Annotated in this window: 22 protein-coding genes and 1 pseudogene; 15 read left to right on the top strand and 8 right to left on the bottom strand. The window is 60.4% G+C overall.

Annotated features, from left to right (window positions below):
* Nucleotides 1-538 precede the first annotated feature (538 nt).
* From R3O64_RS08785 to R3O64_RS08760, 6 genes and pseudogenes are all read left to right on the top strand, one after another.
* Complete coding sequence (locus R3O64_RS08785; protein ID WP_070533388.1) at nt 539-1,168, top strand: C40 family peptidase; 630 nt, start codon at nt 539-541, stop codon at nt 1,166-1,168.
* 158 nt (nt 1,169-1,326) lie between these two features.
* Nucleotides 1,327-2,403 carry a C40 family peptidase gene (locus R3O64_RS08780; protein WP_339016706.1) on the top strand — a complete coding sequence of 359 codons (1,077 nt, stop codon included), beginning with the start codon at nt 1,327-1,329 and terminating at the stop codon, nt 2,401-2,403.
* Nucleotides 2,404-2,406: 3 nt separating this feature from the next.
* A complete protein-coding gene (locus R3O64_RS08775; RefSeq protein ID WP_339016705.1) occupies nt 2,407-3,570 on the top strand; it encodes a glycosyltransferase family 4 protein in 1,164 nt (387 codons plus the stop codon).
* Entirely contained in the window at nt 3,563-4,519 is a 957-nt protein-coding gene (locus tag R3O64_RS08770; RefSeq protein WP_143334895.1) for an ROK family protein, read from the top strand. Before R3O64_RS08775 ends, R3O64_RS08770 begins: the two co-directional genes overlap by 8 nt.
* Before the next feature lie 66 nt (nt 4,520-4,585).
* A complete protein-coding gene (locus R3O64_RS08765; RefSeq protein WP_070561939.1) occupies nt 4,586-5,332 on the top strand; it encodes a lysophospholipid acyltransferase family protein in 747 nt (248 codons plus the stop codon).
* Nucleotides 5,333-5,335: 3 nt separating this feature from the next.
* Nucleotides 5,336-6,319 (top strand): annotated as a pseudogene (locus tag R3O64_RS08760) (acyltransferase family protein); the annotation flags it as partial.
* A gap of 35 nt (nt 6,320-6,354) precedes the next feature.
* On the opposite strand, the gene R3O64_RS12880 reads toward R3O64_RS08760, so the two are convergent.
* A complete protein-coding gene (locus R3O64_RS12880) occupies nt 6,355-7,617 on the bottom strand; it encodes a glycosyltransferase 87 family protein (protein ID WP_425248905.1) in 1,263 nt (420 codons plus the stop codon).
* Between the two features lie 61 nt (nt 7,618-7,678).
* On the opposite strand from R3O64_RS12880, the gene R3O64_RS08750 reads away from it, so the two are divergent.
* Both R3O64_RS08750 and R3O64_RS08745 read left to right on the top strand, forming a co-directional pair.
* Complete coding sequence (locus R3O64_RS08750) at nt 7,679-8,191, top strand: polyadenylate-specific 3'-exoribonuclease AS (RefSeq protein ID WP_143334897.1); 513 nt, start codon at nt 7,679-7,681, stop codon at nt 8,189-8,191.
* Between the two features lie 66 nt (nt 8,192-8,257).
* On the top strand, nt 8,258-9,646 hold the full coding sequence (locus tag R3O64_RS08745; protein WP_143335742.1) for a class II 3-deoxy-7-phosphoheptulonate synthase: 1,389 nt from the start codon (nt 8,258-8,260) through the stop codon (nt 9,644-9,646).
* Nucleotides 9,647-9,658: 12 nt separating this feature from the next.
* On the opposite strand, the gene R3O64_RS08740 is transcribed toward R3O64_RS08745, so the two are convergent.
* Complete coding sequence (locus R3O64_RS08740; RefSeq protein ID WP_339016704.1) at nt 9,659-10,906, bottom strand: protein kinase domain-containing protein; 1,248 nt, start codon at nt 10,904-10,906, stop codon at nt 9,659-9,661.
* 50 nt (nt 10,907-10,956) lie between these two features.
* On the opposite strand from R3O64_RS08740, the gene R3O64_RS08735 reads away from it, so the two are divergent.
* The gene (locus R3O64_RS08735; RefSeq protein WP_070519830.1) at nt 10,957-11,355 is read left to right on the top strand and encodes an Rv2175c family DNA-binding protein; all 399 of its coding nucleotides are present in this window, start codon (nt 10,957-10,959) and stop codon (nt 11,353-11,355) included.
* Here the strand turns inward: R3O64_RS08735 and R3O64_RS08730 are convergent.
* From R3O64_RS08730 to R3O64_RS08720, 3 genes are read right to left on the bottom strand one after another with little or no spacing between them, the layout of a single operon-like run.
* Nucleotides 11,324-12,862, bottom strand: a complete 1,539-nt coding sequence (locus R3O64_RS08730; RefSeq protein WP_339016703.1) for an alpha-(1->6)-mannopyranosyltransferase A — start codon at nt 12,860-12,862, stop codon at nt 11,324-11,326. The genes R3O64_RS08735 and R3O64_RS08730 overlap by 32 nt on opposite strands.
* Nucleotide 12,863: 1 nt before the next feature.
* Complete coding sequence (locus R3O64_RS08725; protein WP_070533343.1) at nt 12,864-13,955, bottom strand: polyprenyl synthetase family protein; 1,092 nt, start codon at nt 13,953-13,955, stop codon at nt 12,864-12,866.
* A gap of 43 nt (nt 13,956-13,998) precedes the next feature.
* Complete coding sequence (locus R3O64_RS08720) at nt 13,999-14,571, bottom strand: GNAT family N-acetyltransferase (protein ID WP_070685278.1); 573 nt, start codon at nt 14,569-14,571, stop codon at nt 13,999-14,001.
* Nucleotides 14,572-14,824: 253 nt separating this feature from the next.
* Between R3O64_RS08720 and R3O64_RS08715 the strand changes: the two genes are divergently transcribed.
* The gene (locus tag R3O64_RS08715) at nt 14,825-15,268 is read left to right on the top strand and encodes an SAV_6107 family HEPN domain-containing protein (RefSeq protein ID WP_143335745.1); all 444 of its coding nucleotides are present in this window, start codon (nt 14,825-14,827) and stop codon (nt 15,266-15,268) included.
* Between the two features lie 152 nt (nt 15,269-15,420).
* Complete coding sequence (locus R3O64_RS08710; protein WP_269948015.1) at nt 15,421-15,828, top strand: DUF3040 domain-containing protein; 408 nt, start codon at nt 15,421-15,423, stop codon at nt 15,826-15,828.
* A gap of 84 nt (nt 15,829-15,912) precedes the next feature.
* Here the strand turns inward: R3O64_RS08710 and R3O64_RS08705 are convergent, their stop codons facing one another.
* The 3 genes from R3O64_RS08705 to R3O64_RS08695 are packed head-to-tail and all read right to left on the bottom strand — an operon-like array spanning nt 15,913 to nt 18,349.
* Complete coding sequence (locus R3O64_RS08705; protein WP_154736401.1) at nt 15,913-16,479, bottom strand: TetR/AcrR family transcriptional regulator; 567 nt, start codon at nt 16,477-16,479, stop codon at nt 15,913-15,915.
* Between the two features lie 35 nt (nt 16,480-16,514).
* A complete protein-coding gene (locus R3O64_RS08700) occupies nt 16,515-17,204 on the bottom strand; it encodes an ABC transporter ATP-binding protein (RefSeq protein ID WP_339016702.1) in 690 nt (229 codons plus the stop codon).
* Nucleotides 17,201-18,349 carry an ABC transporter permease gene (locus tag R3O64_RS08695; RefSeq protein ID WP_339016701.1) on the bottom strand — a complete coding sequence of 383 codons (1,149 nt, stop codon included), beginning with the start codon at nt 18,347-18,349 and terminating at the stop codon, nt 17,201-17,203. The genes R3O64_RS08700 and R3O64_RS08695 overlap by 4 nt, the downstream gene beginning before the upstream one ends.
* 525 nt (nt 18,350-18,874) lie before the next feature.
* On the opposite strand from R3O64_RS08695, the gene mraZ reads away from it, so the two are divergent.
* The 4 genes from mraZ (at nt 18,875) to R3O64_RS08675 (ending at nt 23,553) form a co-directional block, all read left to right on the top strand.
* Nucleotides 18,875-19,309, top strand: a complete 435-nt coding sequence (gene mraZ, locus R3O64_RS08690) for a division/cell wall cluster transcriptional repressor MraZ (RefSeq protein WP_010190539.1) — start codon at nt 18,875-18,877, stop codon at nt 19,307-19,309.
* A gap of 174 nt (nt 19,310-19,483) precedes the next feature.
* Nucleotides 19,484-20,527 (top strand): 16S rRNA (cytosine(1402)-N(4))-methyltransferase RsmH, encoded by a 1,044-nt coding sequence (gene rsmH, locus R3O64_RS08685; protein ID WP_339016700.1) that lies wholly within the window; start codon nt 19,484-19,486, stop codon nt 20,525-20,527.
* 236 nt (nt 20,528-20,763) lie between these two features.
* Nucleotides 20,764-21,360 carry a hypothetical protein gene (locus R3O64_RS08680; RefSeq protein ID WP_339016699.1) on the top strand — a complete coding sequence of 199 codons (597 nt, stop codon included), beginning with the start codon at nt 20,764-20,766 and terminating at the stop codon, nt 21,358-21,360.
* A 324-nt stretch (nt 21,361-21,684) separates the two neighbouring features.
* Entirely contained in the window at nt 21,685-23,553 is a 1,869-nt protein-coding gene (locus R3O64_RS08675) for a penicillin-binding protein 2 (RefSeq protein ID WP_339017555.1), read from the top strand.
* Nucleotides 23,554-23,581: the final 28 nt, after the last annotated feature.

The raw sequence follows: 23,581 nt of genomic DNA, 5'->3' as shown, positions 1-23,581 counted from the left end.
TAGGTTGGGGCATTTGATGCCCGGCATTACCGGTGCGTGACGAAGGTTACATTATTATTTTTATGGCGAATTCTGATTCCGGTCATGCGCTAATGGTCTAGCGGTCTCGCGTTGGCTGGCGACCCTGTTGTGGCAGGTTGTTGCCCGTATCTTCTGGTGGGTAGTGTGTATTGGAGTCGAGGCTGCGCGGGGGATGTCTTTTAGGTTTCCGTTTGATAACAGGACGGTAACGAAGCCGGTTTTGCGTTTCCGACTCGACATTGCTTGTGATGATTTCGTAACCTATTCGAGACATTGAGTTACCGACACGGTGTACACATCACCGGTGCTCAATACGAACTGAAGATTTACGCGCCGCGTCTGGCCCCTCCTAAAACCGGGGGCCGAGCGGAGATGGCTCTACAGGAATGGGTCATCGTCGAACGCTAGGCCCGCACCTTGGGTCAGAGCTTTTGCCCGCGTCATCAAGAAGGTGAATGAATGATTCGCCGTCTTGGCGGGCGAAGTAGGCGCATAGGAAGATTTGGAGTTTAAATTCGTGGCTAAGCACCGTCGTCAGGGCAATGTGAACACCCGTCGCATCGCATCTACCGCTGCTATCGCAGCAACCGCAGCTGTTACCGTACCGGCTGCCGCCAACGCAGCCGAGGTCGTTGTTCCGGACACCGACATCCGCTTTGAGGTTGCCGGCCTGGAGAATGTTCCTAACATTCAGCAGCTGCCCAACGTTGATCGCTACATCCCTGCCTTCAAGGCAAACCAGGGTGGCGGCTACGCCGCTGCTGTTGAGTCCCCGGCGGCACCGGCCCCGGCGCCGACCCAGTCCGTGGGCGAGAAGGTTCTTGAAGCCGCTCGTTCCGCCATCGGTTCCCCGTATGTCTACGGCGCTAACGGCCCGAGCGCCTTCGATTGCTCTGGCCTGACCTCCTGGGCTTACCAGCAGGCTGGCGTGTCCATCCCGCGTACGTCCCAGGCGCAGGCATCTGCCGGCACCCCGGTGTCCCTCGATGCGCTGCAGCCGGGTGACATCATCGTGTACTACTCCGGTGCATCTCACGTTGGCATCTACACCGGCCATGGCACCATCATTGACGCTCTGAACTCCGGTACCCCGGTGGGTGAGCGTTCCCTGAACTACATGCCGATTCACTCCGCAGTTCGCTTCTAAGCGCACTCGGTAATCGTCCTAACCCCTTCCGCCGCTCTTGCCATGTTGATAGTGAGGGTGGGGAAGGGGTTCGGCTATTCTTGTAGCCGTTATGTTTTTGCTCGACTGAGGGTATAATTCAGTTATCTATTAACCTTCTCTAAGTTTCGGGGGTATCCATGTCGCGTCGTGGCCTTGCGTGTGCGGTCGCTGCACTTGCCTTGAGCACGGTTCCAGTTGCCGTCCTTTCACCGTCGGCTGTGTCCCAGGAGGTTTCTCCGGAGCAGCAGCAGGAAGGCGCTCCGCAAGCGGAGGATCCTGAAGACCTGCCCGGCCTCATTGAGCGCATGGCGGACGTTGCCCAGCGCGTGTCTGCCAAGGGTGAGGAAGTCAAGGGACTCGAGGATGAGCTCGCTGAGTCGGAGAAAGAGATCGGCGAGCTGGAATTAAAGGCCGAGGAGGCACAGCGTACTTCCGAAGACGCCTCAGCTGCCGTGGCCGAACAACAGGAACGCATCGATGCTCTAGCGCATAAGCGCTACCGTAGGAATGCCGCTGCAACGTCGGTCTCCGCCGCCCTCAATGCAAATGACGTGGCCAGTGCGGTAGAACGGATGGGCTATCTAGGTGCCCTATCCAAGGCCGCGAAGCGTGAGGAAGGCGCAATGGTCGCGGCTTCCGCAGCGGCCGATGACGCGCATCAAGAGGCAGTTGATGCCGCCGAGGAGGCACGCCATAAGCGTGACGAGCTGCAGGTAAAGCGTGACTCGGTGCTGAAAGAAAAGGCCGAGCTGGAAGAACAACAGAAGGCACTTGAGGCCACCGTTGATGGCTTAAGCCCAGAAGCGCGTGAGGCATGGGTCCAGCGCTTCGGTGGATCCTCCGACCTTGACTTGGCTGCGCTGGCCGATGGCTCCGGGTCTGCCGCTGTGGAAGCCGCTCTCAGCCGTATTGGTGCCCCGTATGGCTGGGGCGCAACAGGTCCTGATGTTTTTGACTGTTCTGGCTTGATGGTGTGGAGCTATCAACAGATGGGCAAGAGCATTCCGCGCACCTCGCAGGCGCAGCTCGCCGGTGGTACGCCGGTACCGCTGGACCAACTCCAGCCGGGCGATATTGTGGGCTATTACCCCGGCGTTACCCACGTGGGAATGTATATCGGTGACGGCCAGATTGTTCATGCCTCCACCTATGGCGTCCCCGTGGCCGTGGTGCCGCTGAATTCCATGCCGGTGGAAGGTGCCGTACGCTATTAGGACATGGCGCGCACACTCCTCGTCACCAATGACTTCCCGCCCACCATCGGCGGGATTCAGTCTTATCTCCGGGACTTTCTGGCGACTCTCAACCCGCAGGACGTCGTCGTCTTTGCCTCTACCCAAGACGGGGACGTTGCTGCGGAGTATGACTCGACGCTGCCCTATACCGTGGTCCGCTGGCCGCGCTCCATCATGCTGCCGACGCCTGCCACGGCCCGCCAGATGCAGCGCCTCATCCGAGAACACGATATCGAGACCGTGTGGTTTGGTGCCGCGGCCCCACTCGCGCTCATGGCGCCGGCAGCGCGTGCTGCGGGAGCGCGCCGCATCGTAGCCACAACGCACGGGCATGAGGTGGGGTGGTCCATGCTTCCTGGGGCACGGCAAGCTTTGCGCAGGATCGGCAAGTCTTCGGATGTCCTCACGTATATCTCGGACTACACGCGCAACAGGTTGGAGCCCGCGTTCGGCTCGGGTGCGCGGTGGGTTCATTTGCCCTCGGCGGTCAACCTGGAGGATTTCACGCCAGCTACCGCAGCAGAGAAGCAGGCGGCCCGTGCGCATTTCGGGTTGGGTTCCGGCCCAGTAATTGTCTGCATCTCCCGTCTGGTTCCGCGTAAAGGGCAAGATCAGCTCTTGCGCGCTATGCCAGCGGTGCGTGTGCGGATCCCGGATGCGCAATTACTCATTATCGGACGCGGCCGCTACGAGCCGACCTTGCGTGAACTTGCGCATCTGTACTACCCAGACGCCGTGATTCAGGAGGCGCGGGATACGGCGGAATTGCGTTTGGCCCTCCATGCGGCCGATGTATTCGCCATGCCTGCGCGCACTCGGGGGGGCGGACTCGACGTCGAGGGACTCGGCATTGTTTACCTCGAGGCGCAGGCGGCGGGGCTGCCAGTGGTTGCTGGAGATTCCGGCGGAGCACCGGAAACGGTGACTCCGGAAACAGGGCTCGTTGTGCGCGGGTCTTCGGTACCGGAGCTCGAGGAGGCGCTGTGCACGCTGCTTGGCGATGCCCCCCGGGCCCACCGTATGGGGGCAGCCGGGCGCCGCCACGTGGAGGAGCGCTGGACGTGGGAAATCATGGGCGCACGATTGCGCGAGATTCTTGAATGTGATCGAGGGCAATCCGGGGTATATCCTACTAGTCATGCTTGAACACACTCCCTCCGCTGAAGACGGCCGCAGTGGCCTCACCATCGGGTTCGATATTGGTGGAACAAACCTGCGCGCCGCGGTGATTGATCCCGCCGGAGAGATTGTGGATTCGATGAGCGTGCCGACGGCCATGGAAGCGCGAGAGCTCGAAGATGACATCGTGCGTTGCGTCGACAGCCTCGCAGCTTCTCATGACATTGATGCCGTTGGGCTTGCCCTCGCAGGGTTCTTGGATCCCGAATGCGAAATTGTGCGTTTTGCTCCGCATTTGCCGTGGCGGGACGCCCCAGTGCGTGAAATCTTGAGCAAGCGCTTGGACGTTCCTGTCCGGCTTGAGCACGACGCCAACTCGGCCGCGTGGGGGGAGTGGCGCTTTGGCGCAGGGCGCGGGGCGAAGGAGTGGGTTTTCTTCGCTGTCGGTACCGGCATTGGAGCCACGCTATTTAATGACGGCACGATTTACCGCGGTGCTTTCGGCACTGCCCCTGAGTTTGGGCACCTCGTTGTTTCACCGGGCGGACGCCAATGTTCGTGCGGAAAGCGCGGCTGCCTCGAACGCTACGCGTCCGGAACCGCTCTGCCGGACACCTGCGCGGATCTGCGCGGTGACTTTGAAACCACCCTCCCGGAGAATCCCTCCGGCGAGGAGATCACCGCGGCCGCTCGCCGGGGAGATCCGCTAGGTCTGGCTGTCATGGATAACTTCGGACAGTGGTTGGGGCAGGGACTATCCATGGTGGCGGATGTCCTTGACCCCGAGCTGATCGTCATCGGCGGTGGGGTATCCAAGGACGCGGATCTGTACCTAGATCGGGCACGGGAAGCCATGGCTAGCCAGATTGTCGGGGCCGGTCACAGGCCTCTGGCCCGAGTCGCAACCGCGAAACTGGGTTCCGCGGCGGGTATGATTGGTGTCGCTGATCTCGCCCGCCAGGAGCACCGAGGTTAACACCGCACATTTTTCTTTCACCGGACAGCGCGGCCTGTTCGGCATAAACAGATAGGACTATAAGCGATGCGAAACAAGTGGTACTGGGCCTTTAAGCACATCTTTTTTGGCCCGGCCCTTCGAGTGTGGAACCGCCCATGGTCCGAAGGAATGGATCGCATCCCGGAATCCGGTTCGGCTATTTTGGCATCCTCTCACCAAGCCGTCATGGATTCTTTCTACTTCCCTCTGTTGTGCCCGCGGCAGATTACTTTTCTGGCTAAGAGCGAGTATTTCACCACCCCCGGTTTCGTTGGCGGCCTGCAAAAGTGGTTCTTTAGCTCCGTGGGGCAGGTACCGATTGACCGCGTCAACAAAGACGCGAGCGACGCCATGCTAGCGAGTGCGCAACGCATTATCGGCCGTGGGGATCTCTTTGGAATCTACCCGGAGGGAACTCGTTCGCCCGATGGACGCATTTACAAGGGGCGCACTGGCATGGCGCGCATCGCGTTGACCACTGGTGAGCAGGTAATTCCCATTGCCATGATTAATACTCGGAAGGCAAACCCGATCGGTTCATGGATCCCGCGCCCGGTTCGCGTCGGCATGCGCGTGGGTGAGCCCATCGACCCCCAGGCGTGGGCTGCCGAGCGCAACCTTGATCCGCAGGACCACGCTACTGCGCGCGCCTTCACGGACTACGTGATGAAGCAGCTGGCTGAGTTGGCGGGTAAACCCTATGTCGACGTGTACGCCTCCGATGTGAAGGCCTCCCTGCAAGCTGGACACGGCTACCCGGAAGGGGCCGAGCCCGGTTCGGAGGCACGGTAGTCAGTGTCTTCTTCTCTAACCAAACGCCTGGCGTGGCCCGATGTAGCGAAAGGCATCTCCATCCTGGGCGTCGTGCTTCTGCACATCACGCTCACCGTTCCTGAATCAGGGGAGACGTGGCTGGCGGCCTTTAACGTCTGGCTGGATCCGCTTCGCTTACCTCTGTTCTTCTTGGTGAGCGGCTTTTTTGCCCAGAAGGTTTTTCGCTTTAGCTTCGCGGAGCTTTTCACACGCCGCCTGTGGTACTTCCTCGTTCCCTATGTGGTCTGGATGCTCGTTGAGCAACAAACCAAACGCGTGGAGTACCACTGGGTCTTTGGAGATCCCATCTTCGATGTTGGCCAAATGACAGCCAGCCTGCTCGTGGGCCATTCCATGGCATGGTTTTTGCATTCGCTGATTTTGTTCAACATCTTCTTGTGGTGCGTACGCAAGCTCCCCGGGTGGGCAGCGATGGCGCTGAGCTTTAGCCCGATTCTGTTCACCGCTTGGCAGGCGCAATACACCTCGATTGCGAAGGCCATCATGTTTCTCCCGGTCTTTGTCGGCGCCGCCTATTTCCGTGATGCCATTTCCGCCTTCGCTGCAGCCATCGAGGCACCGTTTAAGGGCATATGGGATCACCGCAGTTTTTGGGCGTATTCCGGGATGACAGTGGCCTACGCCATCGGCTTTTTTACTCGCCGCACGTGGGATAGCTACGCCGGGGAAGTTGACGTCACGTGGTTGTTGCCTGGTACGGAGGCGCTGGTGCGGGATGACGTTCACATCCTCGTTCGCATGGTAGAGCAGTTCTTCGAGGTCCCCGTGGGAATCGCGGTGGCGGTGGTGGTGTCCTATATTCCGGCCCTGTCCACCGGTCTGCGTTTCATCGGTGCCCACACGCTGCCTATCTATCTAGGGCATCCCATCGGCCTCACCATTCTTTATGGCTACCCCATGGCGCTCCATCCTCGGGAGGTTAGCCTGGCGGGCCAGTGGCCGCTGGAAAACACGTGGTTCTGGCTGAGCATGTGCGTTCTTTATTGCGCTGTCGCGTCGCTAGCACTTTGGGCTTTGGGCAAGGTGCCCGTCGTGGGCTGGACGCTTAAACCGCCGCCGATCGGTGCGGGTCGGCGAAAAACGGAACCGTCGTCTGTAGGCTCAAGCCTGAGCCAGCAGCTCACCGCGACAAGAAACACGACGAGCAAGAAATAGTCGTTGCCCGGAATTTGCTGCCACCACGACCATGCCAGCTCCAGCTGCTCATTGTGCGGGACGAGCCAGTGGCCGCGGGCCAGCAACGTCAGCCATGTGAGGGCAGCTAGGAACCAGTGTCGGCGGGCGGTCAGATATACCGCTGCCAAGCAGAGCCACGTGAAATGGTGAGACCACGAGACCGGGGAGCACAGCAGCGCCGCCGAGGAAGCGAGCAGCACGAGCTCGACCTGCGATGATGTATGTTCCATGAGCCACCACAGAAGCGCGACGATGGCGATGCATCCGAGAATCCAAAGAGCTGATGCTTGCTCGGGGACAATGCGGCTTAGCAGGCCGCGGAGTGATTGGTTGCCGGAGTAGGCCAGCCCACCGATGCGCGAGGAATCACGGAGGGTATCGGTCCAATACACCGCTGAGCTCGCCGGGGAGGCGAGGTGCCCCACTACACCACATGCGACAAAGGAGACCAACGCCGTGGCAAGAGCGCGCCAGTCGCGGCGAACGAAAAACACGGCGAGGAAGACCGCTGGGGTGAGCTTGATGGCTATTGCAATGCCCGTAAGCACACCACGCCACGAGCTTCGTGGGCTCAGCAGTAAGCAATCTACAACGACCGCCGCGGTCAACAGAAGGTTCACTTGGCCGAAGCTGAGCGTCTCAGTAACCGGTTCCATCAGCATGCAGGCACACAATGCCCACGAGGACCACCAACCAGGTCGCTCAGTAGCATAGCTCCGAGAAATCACGGCATATAGGCAAACCCACAGCGCCCCGAGCGATGCTGCGGTGAGAAGAATGGACAATGGCCACAACGGGAGCCATGACACCATGGCGAAAAGCGCCGCAGCAAAAGGCGGGTAGGTAAAAGGCAGCGAAAAACCGTTGTCGAGCACATAGCTCTGTGCGTAAAGATTTTCTCCGCGTAGAAGCGCGCGTCCTCCCTCGCGATAGACATCGAGGTCAATGTGGTAATAAGGCGCAATGCTGCCGTTGCCGAATAATGCCGGAAGCTGGATAATCCACGCTAGGGAGGCCAGTCCTGCTATGAACAAGGGGAGGAGAGGGGAGGAGAGAGCTTTCTTCACGCAGTTGAGTATAGACCCCCAGTGGGCAGGCCTATGTGGGCGGGAGACTAGGATACGGGGCGTGCGCTACTTCTACGACACCGAATTTATCGAGGACGGATCGACCATTGAATTGGTCTCCATCGGAATTGTCGGGGAAGACGGTAGCGAATACTACGCGGTATCCACAGACTTCGATCCGGCCAAGGCAAACGCATGGGTGCGTGAGAATGTTTTGGATAAGCTGCCGAGTCCAGCAGATCCGGTCTGGAAACCGCGCGAAACCATCCGCGAAGATCTCCTGAAATTCCTCGGCCGGCACTCCACTCCCATCGAGTTGTGGGCCTGGGTGGGCGCCTATGACCACGTGGTTGTTGCGCAACTCTGGGGCGATATGGCGAGTCTGCCCAAGGGCCTGCCGCGCTATACCCGGGAGCTTAAGCAGTATTGGGAATTCGCCGGTCGCCCCAAGCTGCCTCCAGTCCCGAACGGCAACCATGACGCGTTGGTCGACGCCCGCCATAATCTGGCCAAATTTCGGGTTTGTGAACAGCACTTGCCGTTGACTAGGGGCAACCGCGTTAATAAAGCGTGAATTAATACCGTGGCCGAAATGCCATTAACTAACGCGCGATAGACCCAAGATGGTTAAATACTGGGTGTGAGTTGGACAGTAGATATTCCCAAAGAAGTGCTCCCTGATTTGCCACCGCTGCCGGAGGGGATCAACGAGAAGTTTCAAGATGCGATTGCCCGCGAGGCAAAGCAGCAACCCAGCTGGGATCAGCTGCAAGCCGATAACGTGCGCAAGATCCTGGAATCCGTCCCACCTATCGTTGTGGCTCCAGAGATTGAGGACCTCAAGCGCAAGCTTGCCGACGTCGCCTTGGGCAACGCCTTCCTCCTCCAGGGAGGCGACTGCGCGGAAACCTTCGAGTCCAATACGGAGCCGCACATCCGCGGCAACATCAAGACGCTGCTTCAGATGGCCGTAGTTTTGACGTATGGCGCGTCCACCCCGGTGGTTAAGCTCGGCCGCATCGCCGGCCAGTATGCCAAGCCGCGCTCCTCTGATCTGGACTCTAATGGTCTGTACAACTACCGCGGTGACATCGTCAACGGCGTAGAAGCCAACGAGGAATCCCGTCGCCACGATCCTGCCCGCATGATCCGTGCCTACGCGAACTCCTCGGCGGCCATGAACCTGGTCCGCGCACTGACCCAATCCGGTACCGCTGACCTTTACCGACTCCACGAGTGGAATCGCGAGTTTGTGGCCAACTCTCCGGCAGGCGCTCGCTACCAGGCCCTGGCGAATGAAATTGAGAACGGCCTGGCCTTCATGAACGCCTGCGGAGTCTCAGACGAGACCCTGCGTTCGGCACAGATCTACTGCTCCCATGAAGCCCTGCTGCGTGACTATGAGCGTTCCATGCTGCGCTTGGGCTTGGACACTAACGGCGAGACCAAGCTCTACGACCTGTCCGCTCACCAGCTGTGGATCGGCGAGCGCACCCGCGGCCTCGACGATTTCCACGTCGCTTTCGCCTCCATCATCGGCAACCCGGTAGGCATCAAGCTTGGCCCAGGAGTTACCCCGGAGCAGGCTGTGCAGTACGCAGAGCGTCTGGACCCGAACCGTGAGCCTGGCCGCCTCACCATGATCGCCCGCATGGGCCACGATAAGGTGCGCTCCGTCCTGCCACCGATCATCAAGGCCGTGGAGGACTCCGGCCACAAGGTTGTGTGGCAGTCCGATCCGATGCACGGGAATACCTTCACGGCATCGAACGGCTACAAGACCCGCCACTTCGACAAGATCGTCGACGAGGTCCAGGGCTTCTTCGAGGTGCACCGTGAACTGGGTACCCACCCGGGTGGTGTCCACCTAGAGTTCACCGGCGAGGACGTCACCGAGTGCCTCGGCGGCGCTGAGGACATCACGGACGTGGATCTGCCGGGCCGCTACGAGTCCGCCGTGGATCCGCGCCTGAACACGCAGCAATCGCTGGAGCTGTCCTTCCTTATCGCCGAGATGCTGCGCAACTAGAAGTTGCGCAGGCTAATATGGCCTCCAGAGAATTGGCCACGTGCCGTATTCTCCGGAGCCAAACCACCAGGCCGCCACGGCGACGGCCAAGGTGGCAAGCCCGACGAGGATGAGGAAACCTATAAGCGCGATGGCGCTGCGGTTGCTCAAAGGGCGCTCTTCTGGCTCCTCCTCGGCACCGGCCGGGGGAAGCGGCGCAGAAGGTTCTGCTACCGCAGGGGACGGTGCCGGGGGATTTACCGGTGCGGCCGGCGGGAGAAAAGCATCGTTTCGAGGCTCTACTCGGGTTTCCCGCGTGGGCGGTTGAGGCGCCGGGATCGTGGAGGTCGCTTCGAAGACCCGGGTATTGCCTGCCCCCGAAAAATCCGTGGGCACAGCGGCTGTTCGTGCAGCTGCCGAGTTCCGCGGGACGGGGACGGTGAATTGCGGGAGCTGCAGTTCACGGGATACATCATCCAGCGCATCGAGGAATTCGCCGGCATCCGCAAACCTCTCGGCCGGCTGGCGCGCGGTGGCGGTGGCCACGAGGGCATCGAAAAGCATAGGCACCCCCTCGATGCGTGAGGACGGCGCCACCACATCCGCGTGCACGCGCGCTGTGGCGTGGGCCAGTGGGGTCTCGCCGTGGAAGGGGACCGTGCCGGTAAGGAGCTCAAACAGGACAATTCCGGCCGAATAGACATCGGAAGCCGGGGTGATATCTGCACCCGTAACCTGCTCGGGGGAGAGGTAGCTGACGGTGCCGACGATTTGACCCGAGCTATCGTGCTCCGCCTTGGCGGAGCGCACCAAGCCGAAATCGCCGACCTTAACGCGGTGATTGTCCGTGATGAGAACGTTGTCTGGCTTGATATCGCGGTGCACGAGGCCGGGGTGGACCTCGGTGAGCCCGGCCAGCACGGAGTGCATGACGCCGGCTGCGGCATGCGGCGGCATGGGGCCGCGTTCAGCAAGGAGCTCGCGCAAGGTGCCGCCGGTGATGAGCTCCATGATGAGATAGATGGGCAACCCATCCGCGGAGAAATCATGCACGGCGACGAGGTTGGGGTGGCTTAGCTGTGCCATGGCGCGGGCCTCGCGCTCGAAGCGGGTGACGAAGACAGGGTCATCGTGATAGCGCTCATCCATGACCTTGGCGGCCACTGCGCGGCCCAAGCGCATGTCGACACAGCGATACACAGTGGACATGCCGCCGCGAGCGATCGGCTGATCGATGCGGTAGCGTCCTTCGAGAATGTCGCCCACGTTCAGCCTTGTCATGGATTCCAGTATGGCCGATCAGCGCCCCAAAGTGTGATCCGGCTACAGTTGTGTCCGTGACTAATTCTGAGAACAACTTCGAGAATCCCCACCCGGAACTACCGCAGCTCCTCGCCGGGGAAAAGCTGCTGACGCTCGCTGAGGTTGCTGAAAAGCTCGATCTTCCCATCACTCGCGTCTTCGACCTGCTCAACGCGCGTAAATTCATTGTGTGGCGAAACGCCGAGGGGGAGCGCCTCGTCCCGGAGGCATTCTTCAATTCCAAGGGCGTCATTTCCAAGCACGTGTCCGGCGTCATTACAGTTCTTTCGGACAACGGCTGGGGCGACAACGAGATCCTGGCGCACCTTTTCACCGAGGATGAGTCACTACCGGGCCGCCCCATCGATGCGCTGCATGGCCACCTCGCGCGCGAGGTTATTCGGCGCGCGCAGGCTTCGGCGTTTTAGGACTATCAGCCTCATCCATGGCCGAGGTGGTGCGTGGAACACCATCGAAAATCCACTGCGTTGCTGACCACGCCACGACCACCATGGCGATGTCCCAGAACCAGTTATAGAGCTGGTGGTTTCCGTCGCCAGCGAAGGCCACTCCGATAAAGAGGGCCACGCCGGTGGTTAGTTTGATCAAGGGCAGCGGTGGACGGAAGGTTCCCATGAGCGTCAGCACGGAGGCGTAATACCAGGGAAGCGTCACAGAGTTGAAGACGAACGCCACCTGGTAGGCAGCAGCCGTAGCGGCAATCGCGCGGCGCACGCCCGTTCGCCCCCACCACCACACGACGACGAGGCCGAGGAGCATGAGGATCATCGCAATTGAACGCAACACGCTGAGCACCCCGTTATAGGTGGTATCGGGGGAGAAGACCTGGATGAGCGGTACCAGAATGTCGGCGAGCAAGGTAGGGCCGGCCAGGGGATTGATCACCTTGGAATTGCCACTGATTTGTGACAACCAGCCCCACGAGCTTCCCGACGCCCACGTAATCACCGCCACCGCCAGCGCGACCTCCGCCACGGCAACGACGCCGGACAGGAGAAAGACCCCGAAGCGCTTGAGTGGCGTGGTGCCTTTCGGCGCCCAGTGGTGCAGCATGAGCCACACGATAAACGGTGCGGCGAATACAGCTGTGGCTTTGAGCGACACCGCTACGCCGACAAGAAGGAGGCTGAGATGAAACTTGTTGTGAACCGCGGCGAGCAATCCCAGCGATACCAAGCCCACCATGACCGATTCATTGTGCATGCCGCCGATGAGGTGCAATAGAATCACTGGATTCGCTACACCCAACCACAGCGCTAGCGCCGGATCGCCCCCGATGCTGCGTGCAAGGCGTGGAATCGACCAAGCGATGGCGGCAAAGCCGAGGACCGATATCGCCTTATAGACGATGATGCCCGCGGCGACATTGTCCCCCACGAGGTCGGTTACCCCGTTGCCCATCCACAAGTGCAGCGGACCATAAGGCGTAGTGGTGTTGCGCCAGTCGTGTGAGACTTCCAGCAGGAAGGGGCCGGGGTTAACAGCCGCGCCTTCGACATAAGGATCGAAACCATCGCGCACCATGGCTCCCTGCATGAGATAGGAGTACACGTCCCGCGAAGCCAGTGGGGCCGCGCACAACAGCGGGGCAACCCAGCACATCAGCATTCGGCGGATGTCAGACAGCGCGCCGTCGGGTTGCGGGTTCTTGAGCTGTGGGGCGATGAGATAACGCCCAGCCAGGACCCACGCGGCGACCAATCCAAAGAGGCCAACCCAATAGAGGACTATGCCGATGTTGCGGCCGTGGCCATACGCGAGAAAACCGATATTGAGTGCCTCAAGAAAGCCGCCGCGGTTCCGGGTTGCGCCACCAGAGAAGGAGGCGAGAGCAAGGATCGCCGCGGAGACGATGCCCAAAGGAAGGGGGTTGGGAATGCGCAGGGATACGCGCGCGGATGCGGAGCGGGCCATGCTACATCCGGCGTGCGGTGGATTTGTGGGCAAGCTCTTCCAGCGTTGCCGTGACTTCGGGGGCGACCTGGGCATTATGAAGGTGGTCAAGGCCCGAGCGCGTGAGATCGCTGATGCGCTGCTCGACGACATCCGGTGCCCCGGAATCGGCAATGATCTGGGCCATGCGGGCAATATCTGCGGGATCCTCCGTCTGGCCGATGAGTCGGCGAAGCTCCGCGGCAGCAGCGGGATCAGTGGTATCCGCACGTTGCAGAGCCAATGACAAGAGGACCGTGCGCTTGCCCTCGCGCAGATCATCACCGGCGGGCTTGCCAGTAATTGCTGGGTCACCAAAGACCCCCAACAAATCATCGCGGAGCTGGAATGCGACCCCGATGTCTTGTCCATAGCCGCGGAAAGCGGCAACAAGCTTTTCGGGTGCTCCTGCTACGGCTGCGCCCAAATGCAACGGGCGCTCGATGGTGTACGCGGCGGTCTTGAAACGGTTTACTGAGTCCGCCAACGTTGCATCCTCGGAGCCTTCCGCTTCGAGGCAAATATCCAGCATTTGCCCGCCGATAACCTCGCGGCGCATCGCCCGCCACGGCGCCCGAGCGCGCGCGAGCGCCTCGGGGCTCAGGCCGGAATCCTGGAGCATGTCCTCGGCCCAGACCAAGGCCATGTCGCCCACAAGGATGGCGAGAGACTGCCCGAAGAAGTCAGCGTCACCGCTGAGCCCGAGCTCCCGATGGCGAGCGGCTACGCCACGGTGGACGGTGGGATTGCCGCGCCGGGTATCGGAAGCATCCACGATGTCATCGTGGATGAGAGCACAAGCCTGGATGAATTCTAGGGAAGAAGCTGCGCGGAGCATCGCCTGCGGGGACTCCGTGCCCTCGAGCCCATGTGCGCCGATAAAACCTGCCCACGCGTAGAGAGGGCGGATACGTTTTCCGCCGTCCAGCACGAAGGATTCCAAATAGGAGATCGCGTTAGTCACCGGGGAACCGATGGACGCGATGGCGTCGCGCTGACTATCTAGGAAAAGCTCGAGCTCCTCGCGTACGGCTACGGGGATATCGTCCAGGGAAGGTATTTGCGGAGTAGTCACGCCTGCCACTCTACCTGGGCAGGCTCACGGATTAGACGCCAGGTTAAGCGGTACCGGCTGGTGCTAGCGGCACAGCTGATTGCAGGATGGCGAAGGGGCGTGAATCGGCGGGGTAATGGAGCTGGCGAAGGAAGTCACTAAAGCCCATTTTGCGGTAGAGGCCGAAGGCGGAGTTGGCTTCATTGGGAACCTCCGGTGTGGAGAGCAGGATGTAGCGGGCGGGGAGGTTCCAGGCCAGCGCTTCGAGCAGTGCACGGCCCAGACCGTGGCCCTGTGCCTCGGGTACTACGTGGATTTCCGCCAACTCAAAATAGTTGTGGAGAACCTCTTCTTGCTCTGGGGTTGCGCCGCCGTTGTTGGAGAGTGCTCGGCGGAGTTGCTTATCCCACCAGGTATCAGGAGAGCCTAGAAAGCCGTAGGCAAAGCCGGTGATGCCGTCTTCGGAGGTGGCCGCCACGCAGGAAAACCCCGGACGTATGAGATCCCCGCGCCACCGCATGATGGAGCTGTTGCGTACTGAGGGGTCGTAGTTCATCGCTGCAATATAGATATCCACCAAGTGCGGGAGGGCAATGGCGAACTCTTGGGGGCTTAGGCGGCGCAGCGTGTAACTCACATGTCTAATAACAACAGATTCTTGCGGTATGTGAAAGCAGGCGGCGAACCCATTCCGAGCAAAGTTGATGTGCATGTTCGAAAAACGTGGAGAAGTTCAGTAAAACTATTGTCAATTTCGAACATGTGAACTAAAATTAGCGGTGGATGTAGGAAGGCGGCTTTAAGGTGAATCGCGTCAACAAACAACGACAGAAAATCAGCAACACAGTCTCTATTGACAAGCTCAGGAAGAAGCCCAAGGGGGAGAGGTCATGGCACAGGTAATCTCAGCAACAGCAGCGGCGCGGAGCCGTAACCGGGAGGCGTTGCAGTGCGTACGCCGCGATCGTTTCGTGGGTCAAGCGTTGGATTTGTTGGTGGACGCGCGCCAGAGCGCAGCGGAGGGGCGATTCGCGGACGCTTTGGAAATGGCCTATCGCGCCTCGCTGCGCGCTGCCGGGGCTCGGGTAGCGGCGTCCACGGTGTCACGTCGCCGGCGCTTGCCTACCTCCGCTTGGGAGCAAGTGGCGCTCATCGGTCCGGCTGATGCGCAGTGGGCAGCGGAGTTTAAGGACTACTCGCGTGTGCGTTCGCGAGTGGCATCCGGACTGGATCCGGTCCCTGATCCTGATACGGTCTATCGCTATGTGGCGCTTGCCGCCCGCTATGTGGATGCGACTGAGTCTGAGCTGGGCTTCGGTGGTCTCGCGGCTTAATGCGGAGCGCGGGGTCACAGTAGTGGGGCGTAGTGCGTTTAAAACGTGTGGACTGTCTTTGCGGGAACTATCTCGCTATCCTTGACGTTATAGAGGTAGTAATCCTATTTCCCAGTTCCACTACCTAAACCCAACCCACTACGGAGGACGCTGTGGCCCTTTCTGAGCACGAACAGCAAGCGCTGCGTGAAATTGAGCAGTCGTTGCTGGCCAATGATCCTGATTTTGGTGCGTCGGTGTCCGGTGAAACTTCTTTCGGTGCAAACTCGGGCGCTATCACTCTCCGCGGAGTTGCCTTGATTGTTGTCGGTCTCTGCATGATGGTGGGCGGAATTGCGTTGGCCCAGCAATCCCTGTGGTTTGTGAGTCTCTCGGTCCTCGGCTTCCTAGTTATGTTTGGATCCGGCGTCTGGATGCTGCGCGGGAACTCGGAGGATTCTCTGGTTACAGTCGGTGCGCAGTCGTCCACTCGGGATCGCGGCAAGCAATCCAAGAAGGGTGGTAGCGACGTTGGGAGCCGCCTCGAAGACAATTTCCGTCGTCGCTTTGAAGGCCGCTAAGCGCATAAGCGCATAGGCGCCTAAAGGCCGGTCCGAAGAGCCCTCCGCTTTAAAATCAGCGGAGGGCTCTTTTAATGCGGTGACCTAGGGCAGGATGGCTTCGGCCATTGCGTAAAGGGTTTGCGTTGCGCTGCTGAGCTTTTCCGGTGAGCCGTCCGCCAGTTCAGAGGCTCGGACGATGGCCGCATTGAGCAACGAGATATCTACTGAGGAAACTCCGGGACAGAACTCGTCAACGATGGAGGCGAAGCCGCCATGTGGTTTTTGTACTTCCTCGTCAGCAAAGGCTTGGGGGAAGTGCTGTGCGGCGGTCATCAAATGGCCGTGTGCACTATGAATGAAGAGATCGAGCGTGGCGTCGACATAGGCGTGGATGCGCTTCTTAGCTTCCGGGGAGGCTACCTTCATGGCGGCCTCGAGCTGCTCATTCCACGATTGGGTGGCCTGAATAAGCAGCTGCACCAGTAAATCGTGCTGGGATGATACGTATCGATAGATGCTGGGGCGGGCAAGCCCAACTTCTGCGGCAACTTCGGCCAAGGTGGGGACTGCACCATGGCTAGTGATGATCAGCTTTTCGGCAGCCTCGAGCACCGCGCGGTGCTGGACGGCGCGGTGCTCGGCTACTGTCGTTTCAGTGATCTTTGGCATGCGTGTGAGTCTACGTTAAGCTGCGCATTCTTTGCTTATCGCTGGGCAGAGGCGGTGGCCGGTGTTAAGCGGCCGTCGACCATCTCATAGACCTTGTCGCAGTGATCGAGAACCTCGTAGTCGTGAGTGACCATGATGCCCGCGACGTTGAAGTCATGGCATTCTTTTGCCAAGAGCGCAACGATCTCCTGGGAGCGTGCACGATCCAGGGCTGCGGTGGGCTCGTCGACAAGCAGCACCTGGGGGTCGCCAACGAGTGCACGCGCGATGCCAACGCGCTGCCGTTCACCGCCGGACAAGCTGCCCGGGCGGTGCTTGGCGCGATGTTTCATGCCAACCTTGTCGAGGAGTTCAGTGCTGGAATAGCGCCCAGTCTTACCAATGACTTTGCTGGCCAGCTCGAGCTGTTCCTCCGCAGTCAACGCGGAAGGAAGATTTCCGGTGGACTGGAAGACGAAGCCGATGTGGTTGCGGCGGATCTGTGCCAGTTGGGCGTCGCCAAGCTGCACGATGTCCTCGCCCGCGACGAGGACCTGGCCGGAATCGGACGTCGTCAATGCGCCCGCAACAGCGAGCAGCGTGGACTTGCCGGAACCTGATGGGCCGACCACGGCAACGAATTCGCCGGGATCGATGCTGAGATTGACGGAATCGAGTGCCTTAACCTGCGAATCGCCATCGGTGTAGCTGACGGTGACGTCTTTTAGTTCTAAAGCTGGGCTCATCGGTTTTCTCCTAGGGCTGCGAGGGGGTTGGTTCGGGTGACACGGACAACGGCGATGAAAGCGCCGAGCAGACCAGCGACGAAGAGGATGAGTCCGCCACTGATGACGGAACTGAATTCGGTGGCATAAGGCATGGCAGTCTGCTCCAGGAGGCTGCCCAAGCCGACGGCGACAAGCGCGCCTGCCAGGATGGACAGGACGAGGATGACGACTGCCTGGCCGAGGCTATCGCGCAACAAGAAGCCCTTGGTCGCGCCCATTGCGCGGAGGGTGGCGATATTGCCGGCCCGTTGAATGGTCCACACGAGGAAGAAAGCGCCGGTAACGAGTGCGGCGATGACATACAGGAACCACGTGATCATGGACAAGGTCATCATCTCGGCGGTGTAGCCGGGGGAGGAGTCGAAGCTTTCCTTGAGGGTTCGAACATCAAGGCCGGACTGTTCCGTGAGGGTGTCGGTGTCGGGCTTGTCTGCCGTGCGGGCGACGATGACGGAGGCTTCGTCATAAGCGTCTGGGTTCACGGCTTCACCGTGGCGACCACCAGCGTGGATTTCTTGCCAGATGTCGAGCGGAAGGTAGGCCACGTCCACGTGTCCGAAGGTGCGTTGGTTATCGGTAAACCCAACGACATTCAGTGGGATATCCAAGCGATCGAGCGTGATGGTGTCGCCGACCTCGATGCCCTCATCGTGCAGGGTGGAAGAGACGATGATGTCGTGCTTGGTGTTGCTGGGCTGGCCGTCGACCCGGTTGGTGTCAAGTGCGGGCAAGCCTGCCGGTGCCACGAAGGAGTCCGGTTCTACTCCCAGCAGGGTCAGGTCCACTGCTGTGCCGTTTTGGTTATGGGCATTGGCGATGGTCAGGCCAAGAGGAGCGGCCTCCTCCACGCCGTCGTGTTGAGAGAAGGATTCGCTATCAGAGGCATCGACAACCGAGCGGGTGAAAGCTGAGTCTTTCTGGGTGCCGTCGGCGAAAGCGACGACGTCGGTATCCATTGCTTTTAGTCCGGAGACGCCGTCGTTGACCAGACCTGCTGTGAGGCCTGAGATGATGACGACGAGCATGGACATGAGGGCAAGGACAACGCCCATGAGGATGAATCGGGTACGCGCGAAGAGCATCTCGCGCCAAGCTAGATACATAGGGGATCTTCCTAGTGGGTGAAGAAAACTAATGGAGCGCCATCCCGTGGTTCTCAAGATGGCAACACACTGTTTCTATCATAGGAACGCGGCGTTTCTAAAAAGGGGAGGCGGTGGTGACGGCGTTTTGGTCGCTTTCCCTCAATTCCCCACTTTCACCCACTGCGCGCGGGCTAGGGGCTGGAGCCTGGGTGCCGCTGACGGTTTTGTCAGGGGTGGGGCGGGCAAAGTTGCAGGATTCTGGGGCTGGTGAGGAGATTTAGTTTCTAAGGGGTGGAAGTTGCGTGGGTGATTGCCCGGGGAAGGTCCCTACTTTGGCGGTATGTCAAGGGGGGTGCCGGGAAAACTTCCCACCAGAAAAACATCCTTTTATCTGGAGGTTTATCGTGACACGCGGGCGAGCGGGGCGCTAAAGGTGTTGGTGGTGGGGGAAAGTGGGGTAGAGTGGGGCGCAGCGGAGGAGAGTTGTTCTCTTGTCGCGAGAGGAATCCGGAGTTTTCGAGTGACAGGAAGGTGGACCCGGGGATGTTTCTCGGCACCTACACTCCCAAGCTCGATGACAAAGGGCGGCTTACGCTTCCAGCGAAGTTTCGCGAAGAACTGGCCGGTGGCCTCATGGTCACCAAGGGGCAGGACCACTCGCTTGCGGTGTACCCGCGCGAGGAGTTCGCGGCACGAGCCAGGAAGGCTGCGGCTGTGTCTCGTACCAACCCGGACGCGCGTGCGTTCATCCGTAACTTGGCAGCGAGTGCGGACGAACAGCGTCCCGATGGGCACGGGCGTATCACGCTGTCTGCAGGCCACCGTGAGTACGCAAACCTGACGAAGGAATGCGTAGTTGTGGGGTCGGTTGACTTCCTCGAAATCTGGGACGCAGCCGCATGGGCTGAATACCAGGCGCAAACTGAAGACGCTTACTCGGCGGCAGACGCCGATGACGTACTTGCCGGACTGCTTTAGAGCTAGCCCGGTGCACCGAGAGTGCGTGTACGGACTCTGCCCGAGGAGGATGAGCTGGTGTACTTCCCCGACATCAGAACCCTTCCTCGGACAGGGCCCTATACGCACTCGATTTTTTATCGACCACATCAGACAGCAGCCTCAGGCGCCTGAACGGAAAGGGGGACAGCAGCTGTGGACCGCAATGGCACTATTACCTACGACGTGAATGACAACCACGGTCATGTCCCCGTCATGCGTGCGCGCATGGCTCAGCTGCTTGCCCCAGCGGTTGAAGCGGCAGGGGAGAACGCAGTGATTGTCGACGGCACCCTAGGCGCCGGTGGCCACAGTGAGTACTTCCTCAACTGCTTTCCCGCCGCACGCATCATTGGCGTGGACCGGGACTCCGCCTCCTTGAGCAATGCTTCTCGCCGTCTCAGTCCCTTCGCGGACCGCTTCGTCCCCGTCAACGCGCGCTTCGACGAGGTGGGCAGCGCCATTGCGCAGGGCGAGCACGAAATCTTTTCTATCGCGCGGGAGCACGGCATTGCCGGGGCGCTGTTTGATCTTGGTGTGTCATCCATGCAGCTCGATCAGGTCGACCGCGGATTTGCGTACAAGACCGACGCGCCGCTGGATATGCGCATGGACCCACGCCAGGAAATGACGGCCGCCGACATTCTGAATACGTATAGTCACGGCGAGCTTGCCCGCATCCTCAAAACTTATGGTGATGAGCGCTTCGCCGGCAAGATTGCGTCCGCTGTGCTCAAAGAAAGGGAAAAGGAACCTTTCAGCAACTCCGCGCGGCTGGTTGAGCTGTTGTATGCCGCTATCCCGGCGGCAACTCGCCGCACCGGCGGCCACCCTGCGAAGCGAACCTTCCAGGCTTTGCGCGTCGAGGTTAACCGCGAGCTTGAAGCGATTGAGCAGGTTATCCCCGTAATCACGGATGCCCTGTCCGTTGGTGGGCGCGCGGTGTTTATGAGCTACCAGTCGCTCGAAGATCGCATCGTCAAGCATGCCTTCACCAAACTCAGCACCTCGACCACACCTGCGGGCCTGCCCATGGATCTCCCGGGCACCGCGGCGCACTACTCCATTGTGACGCGTGGGGCCGAGAAGGCGAGCGAGGAAGAGGTTGCGGAGAACCCGCGGGCGGCATCCGTCCGGGTGCGCGCTCTCGAGCGTCTTGAAGGGACCCCGTCTTTTCATGAACCGGGAGGTAGGCCATGACGTTGAGAGACCGCACTGCACAGGCAACCGACCGCCGCGACCACGAGAGGACCCACACCATGGGCGCTAGCCGCGATTTCACTACTGGAGCCGACGTCTCGGGGCAGGGGACCGCACTACTTGAGCGGGGTCGCCGTACCACGCCGCTGCCCAGCCGTACTCCGCATCGCGGCACAGTGCCCTCACGACGGGGTGCAACCAGTCTGCGGGGAAACCGCCTTGGGTCGAAGCAGGTAGTGAGTAATCGTGGGCGCCGTGTTGTGCAGCCCACTCGGGTCACTGGTCTTTTCGCCCGCCTGTCCTTCATTGCCATCGGCCTACTTATCGCTGGTGTGGCTGCGGCCATGTGGCTTTCGGGCTTGTCGACGTCCCAGACTTTCAAGATTCAGGAGCTCACCGCCCAGGAATCCACGTTGGATAACCAGCTAGAAACTCTCAACCGAGACTTGGAGAATGTTCGCTCCGCCTCCGATGTTGCCCGCCGCGCCCACGAAGCCAAGATGGGTATCCCGGTCCAGCCAGGCGTTGTGGAAGTCGGTCCGGACGGCAACGTGGAACAAAAGCGTGAGGCAACTCCGGATATGGAATCGGTCATCGATGTCAACGGCGAGCCGGTCCGCCCGGGACAGGCTTCCAGTGACCCGAACGCGACCGCCAACATGTCCGACAACCTGAACGCTCGCCCGAATCTCAACGGAAGGCAGGGCGAGCGTGAGAGCTCTGCCCCGAATGATTCGCGTTCGGGAGACAACTCCGAGGGAGGTCAGTCGGGTGAAGGAAACGTAGAGCTGCCGGATATCCCGGCCCAGGCTCCTTACGCCGCTCGGGGGTAGATTCCCTTCCCGCTCCGCGCGTGCCTGCGTGGACGGGCGGCGATCATAGGGCACAATTCGGGATGAGTTCATCTCCACCCCGCACCAGTGGGGCACGATGTTTAGCTGTTCAAATACCCATCCTCGCTGCAGATAGAAAGGTGACGTGTGACCCCACCACACTCAGGTGGCCGGCGCCCGAGGCGCGTTTCCGCCGCCCGTGCCGCCCAGCCGCGCGGTACCTCTCACCAACCACGGCAGCGTTACGCCGCCGACCGCGTCGTTCCCGCGACCCGTTCCCGAAACCCGCGTACCGGCAAGCCGTTTATGAGCCAGCAAAAGACGATGCACCATCGCGTTCATGTCATTGCGGCGGTACTACTCGTCGTCATGCTGGCGTGGATGGGGCGCCTCGCATGGGTGCAGATCGTGTGGGGCCCAGACTTGGCAGCGAAGGCCGCAGAACAGCGAACTCGTGTTTATGTGGATACCGCTGGGCGTGGCGAGATTCTTGCTCGCGATGGCCAGCGTTTGGCCTACACCATGCGCGCTCGGTCCTTGACTGTGTCACCGACCCGCCTGCGCGATGAGCTTCGTGAACAGGAAGAGCAGAAGGCCTCCGACGAGGCCGAGTTTGCGTCCCTAGCGCCCGACGCAAAGAAGACCTACCTCGACGACAAGGTGACAGAGAGGCTCACCGACATGTCGAAGGGAATCCCGGACAAGCTGAAGGAAGCGGGCATCGACGCCGGGGACGTGGATTCGGAGCAGATCATGGATAAGCTCCGCGCCGATACCCAGTACGAGGTTCTCGTACGCAACGTCGACCCGGATGTCGCGGTAGCCATCGCTGAGGAATACCACGGCCTGGCTGCCGATGAACAGCAAATCCGCCAGTACCCCAACGGATCGATCGCTGAGAACGTCATTGGCAAGGTATCCATGGATGGCCAGGGACAATTCGGTTTCGAAGCTTCCGGAGACACCACCCTCACGGGAATCGATGGCAGCTCGACGGAAGACGTTTCCGCCAGCGGCCAGGTCATCCCAGGTACTCTCCGCGATCAGGTGCCCACCACCGACGGCAAGAACGTGACGCTGACGCTGGACCTCGACTTGCAGACTTACGTGCAACAAAAGCTGGAGAAGGCGAAGGCCAACTCGAAGGCGAAGAGCGCCGAGGCAGTCGTCCTCGATGCAGCTACCGGCCAGGTTTTGGCGATGGCAAATACTGGAACGGTTGATCCGAACAAGGACATCGAAAAACAGCTGGACAAGGATAAGACCTTCGATAACCTTGCTGTCTCGCACCCCTTCGAGCCGGGCTCAGTGGCAAAGATCATCACCGCCGCAGCAGCCATTGAAGAGGGGCTTACTGACCCCAATGAGGTTCTGCAGGTGCCCGGTTCCATCGACATGGCCGGCGTGACTGTGAACGATGCCTGGCCGCACGGCGTCGAGCCCTACACCACGACCGGCGTCTTCGGTAAGTCATCGAACGTGGGAACGCTGATGTTGGCAGATCGACTCGGACAAGATAAGTATGCCGACTACCTGAAGAAGTTCGGCCTCGGCCAGACGACCGGCATCGAGCTGCCCAACGAGTCCCCGGGACTTGTTCCCGATCGCTCGCAATGGTCGGGCGGAACGTTCGCTAACCTGCCCATCGGCCAAGGCCAATCATGGACCGCCTTGCAATTGGCATCTATTTACCAGGCCCTGGCCAATGATGGTGAGCGCATCGAGCCGCGCATCATTGACTCGATTACAGCGCCGGACGGGACGAAGGAAGAACTGGACGAGCCCGAGACCACCCGCGTGGTCAGCACCGAAACCGCGCGCACAGTCGTGGACATGTTCCGCGCCGTTTTCCAGGATGACCCGCAGGGCATCAACAACGGCACCGCCGGAAACGCCAATATCGAGGGCTATCAGCTCTCCGGAAAGACCGGTACCGCGCAGAAAGTCGATGAGGAAACTGGGGCCTATTCCAACTCCAAGTACTGGATCACGTTCGCGGGCATTGCGCCTGCCGACGACCCCCGCTTCGTCGTCGCCGTCATGCTTGATGAACCTGAATCCGGTGTCAACGACGACGGATCCGGCGGTCAATCCGCGGCCCCCGTATTCAGCGATATTGCATCCTGGTTGCTAGACCGCGACAATATCCCGCCCTCCCCGCCAGCACCGAAACTGACCTTGCGTGCCGAGTAAAAGCAACAGCGCCGATAAATACACCTAG

Origin of the sequence: Corynebacterium hesseae, from assembly GCF_037850265.1 — a bacterium.
Taxonomy (GTDB): Bacteria; Actinomycetota; Actinomycetes; order Mycobacteriales; family Mycobacteriaceae; genus Corynebacterium; species Corynebacterium hesseae.
This window is presented reverse-complemented; position numbering and strand designations above follow the sequence as displayed.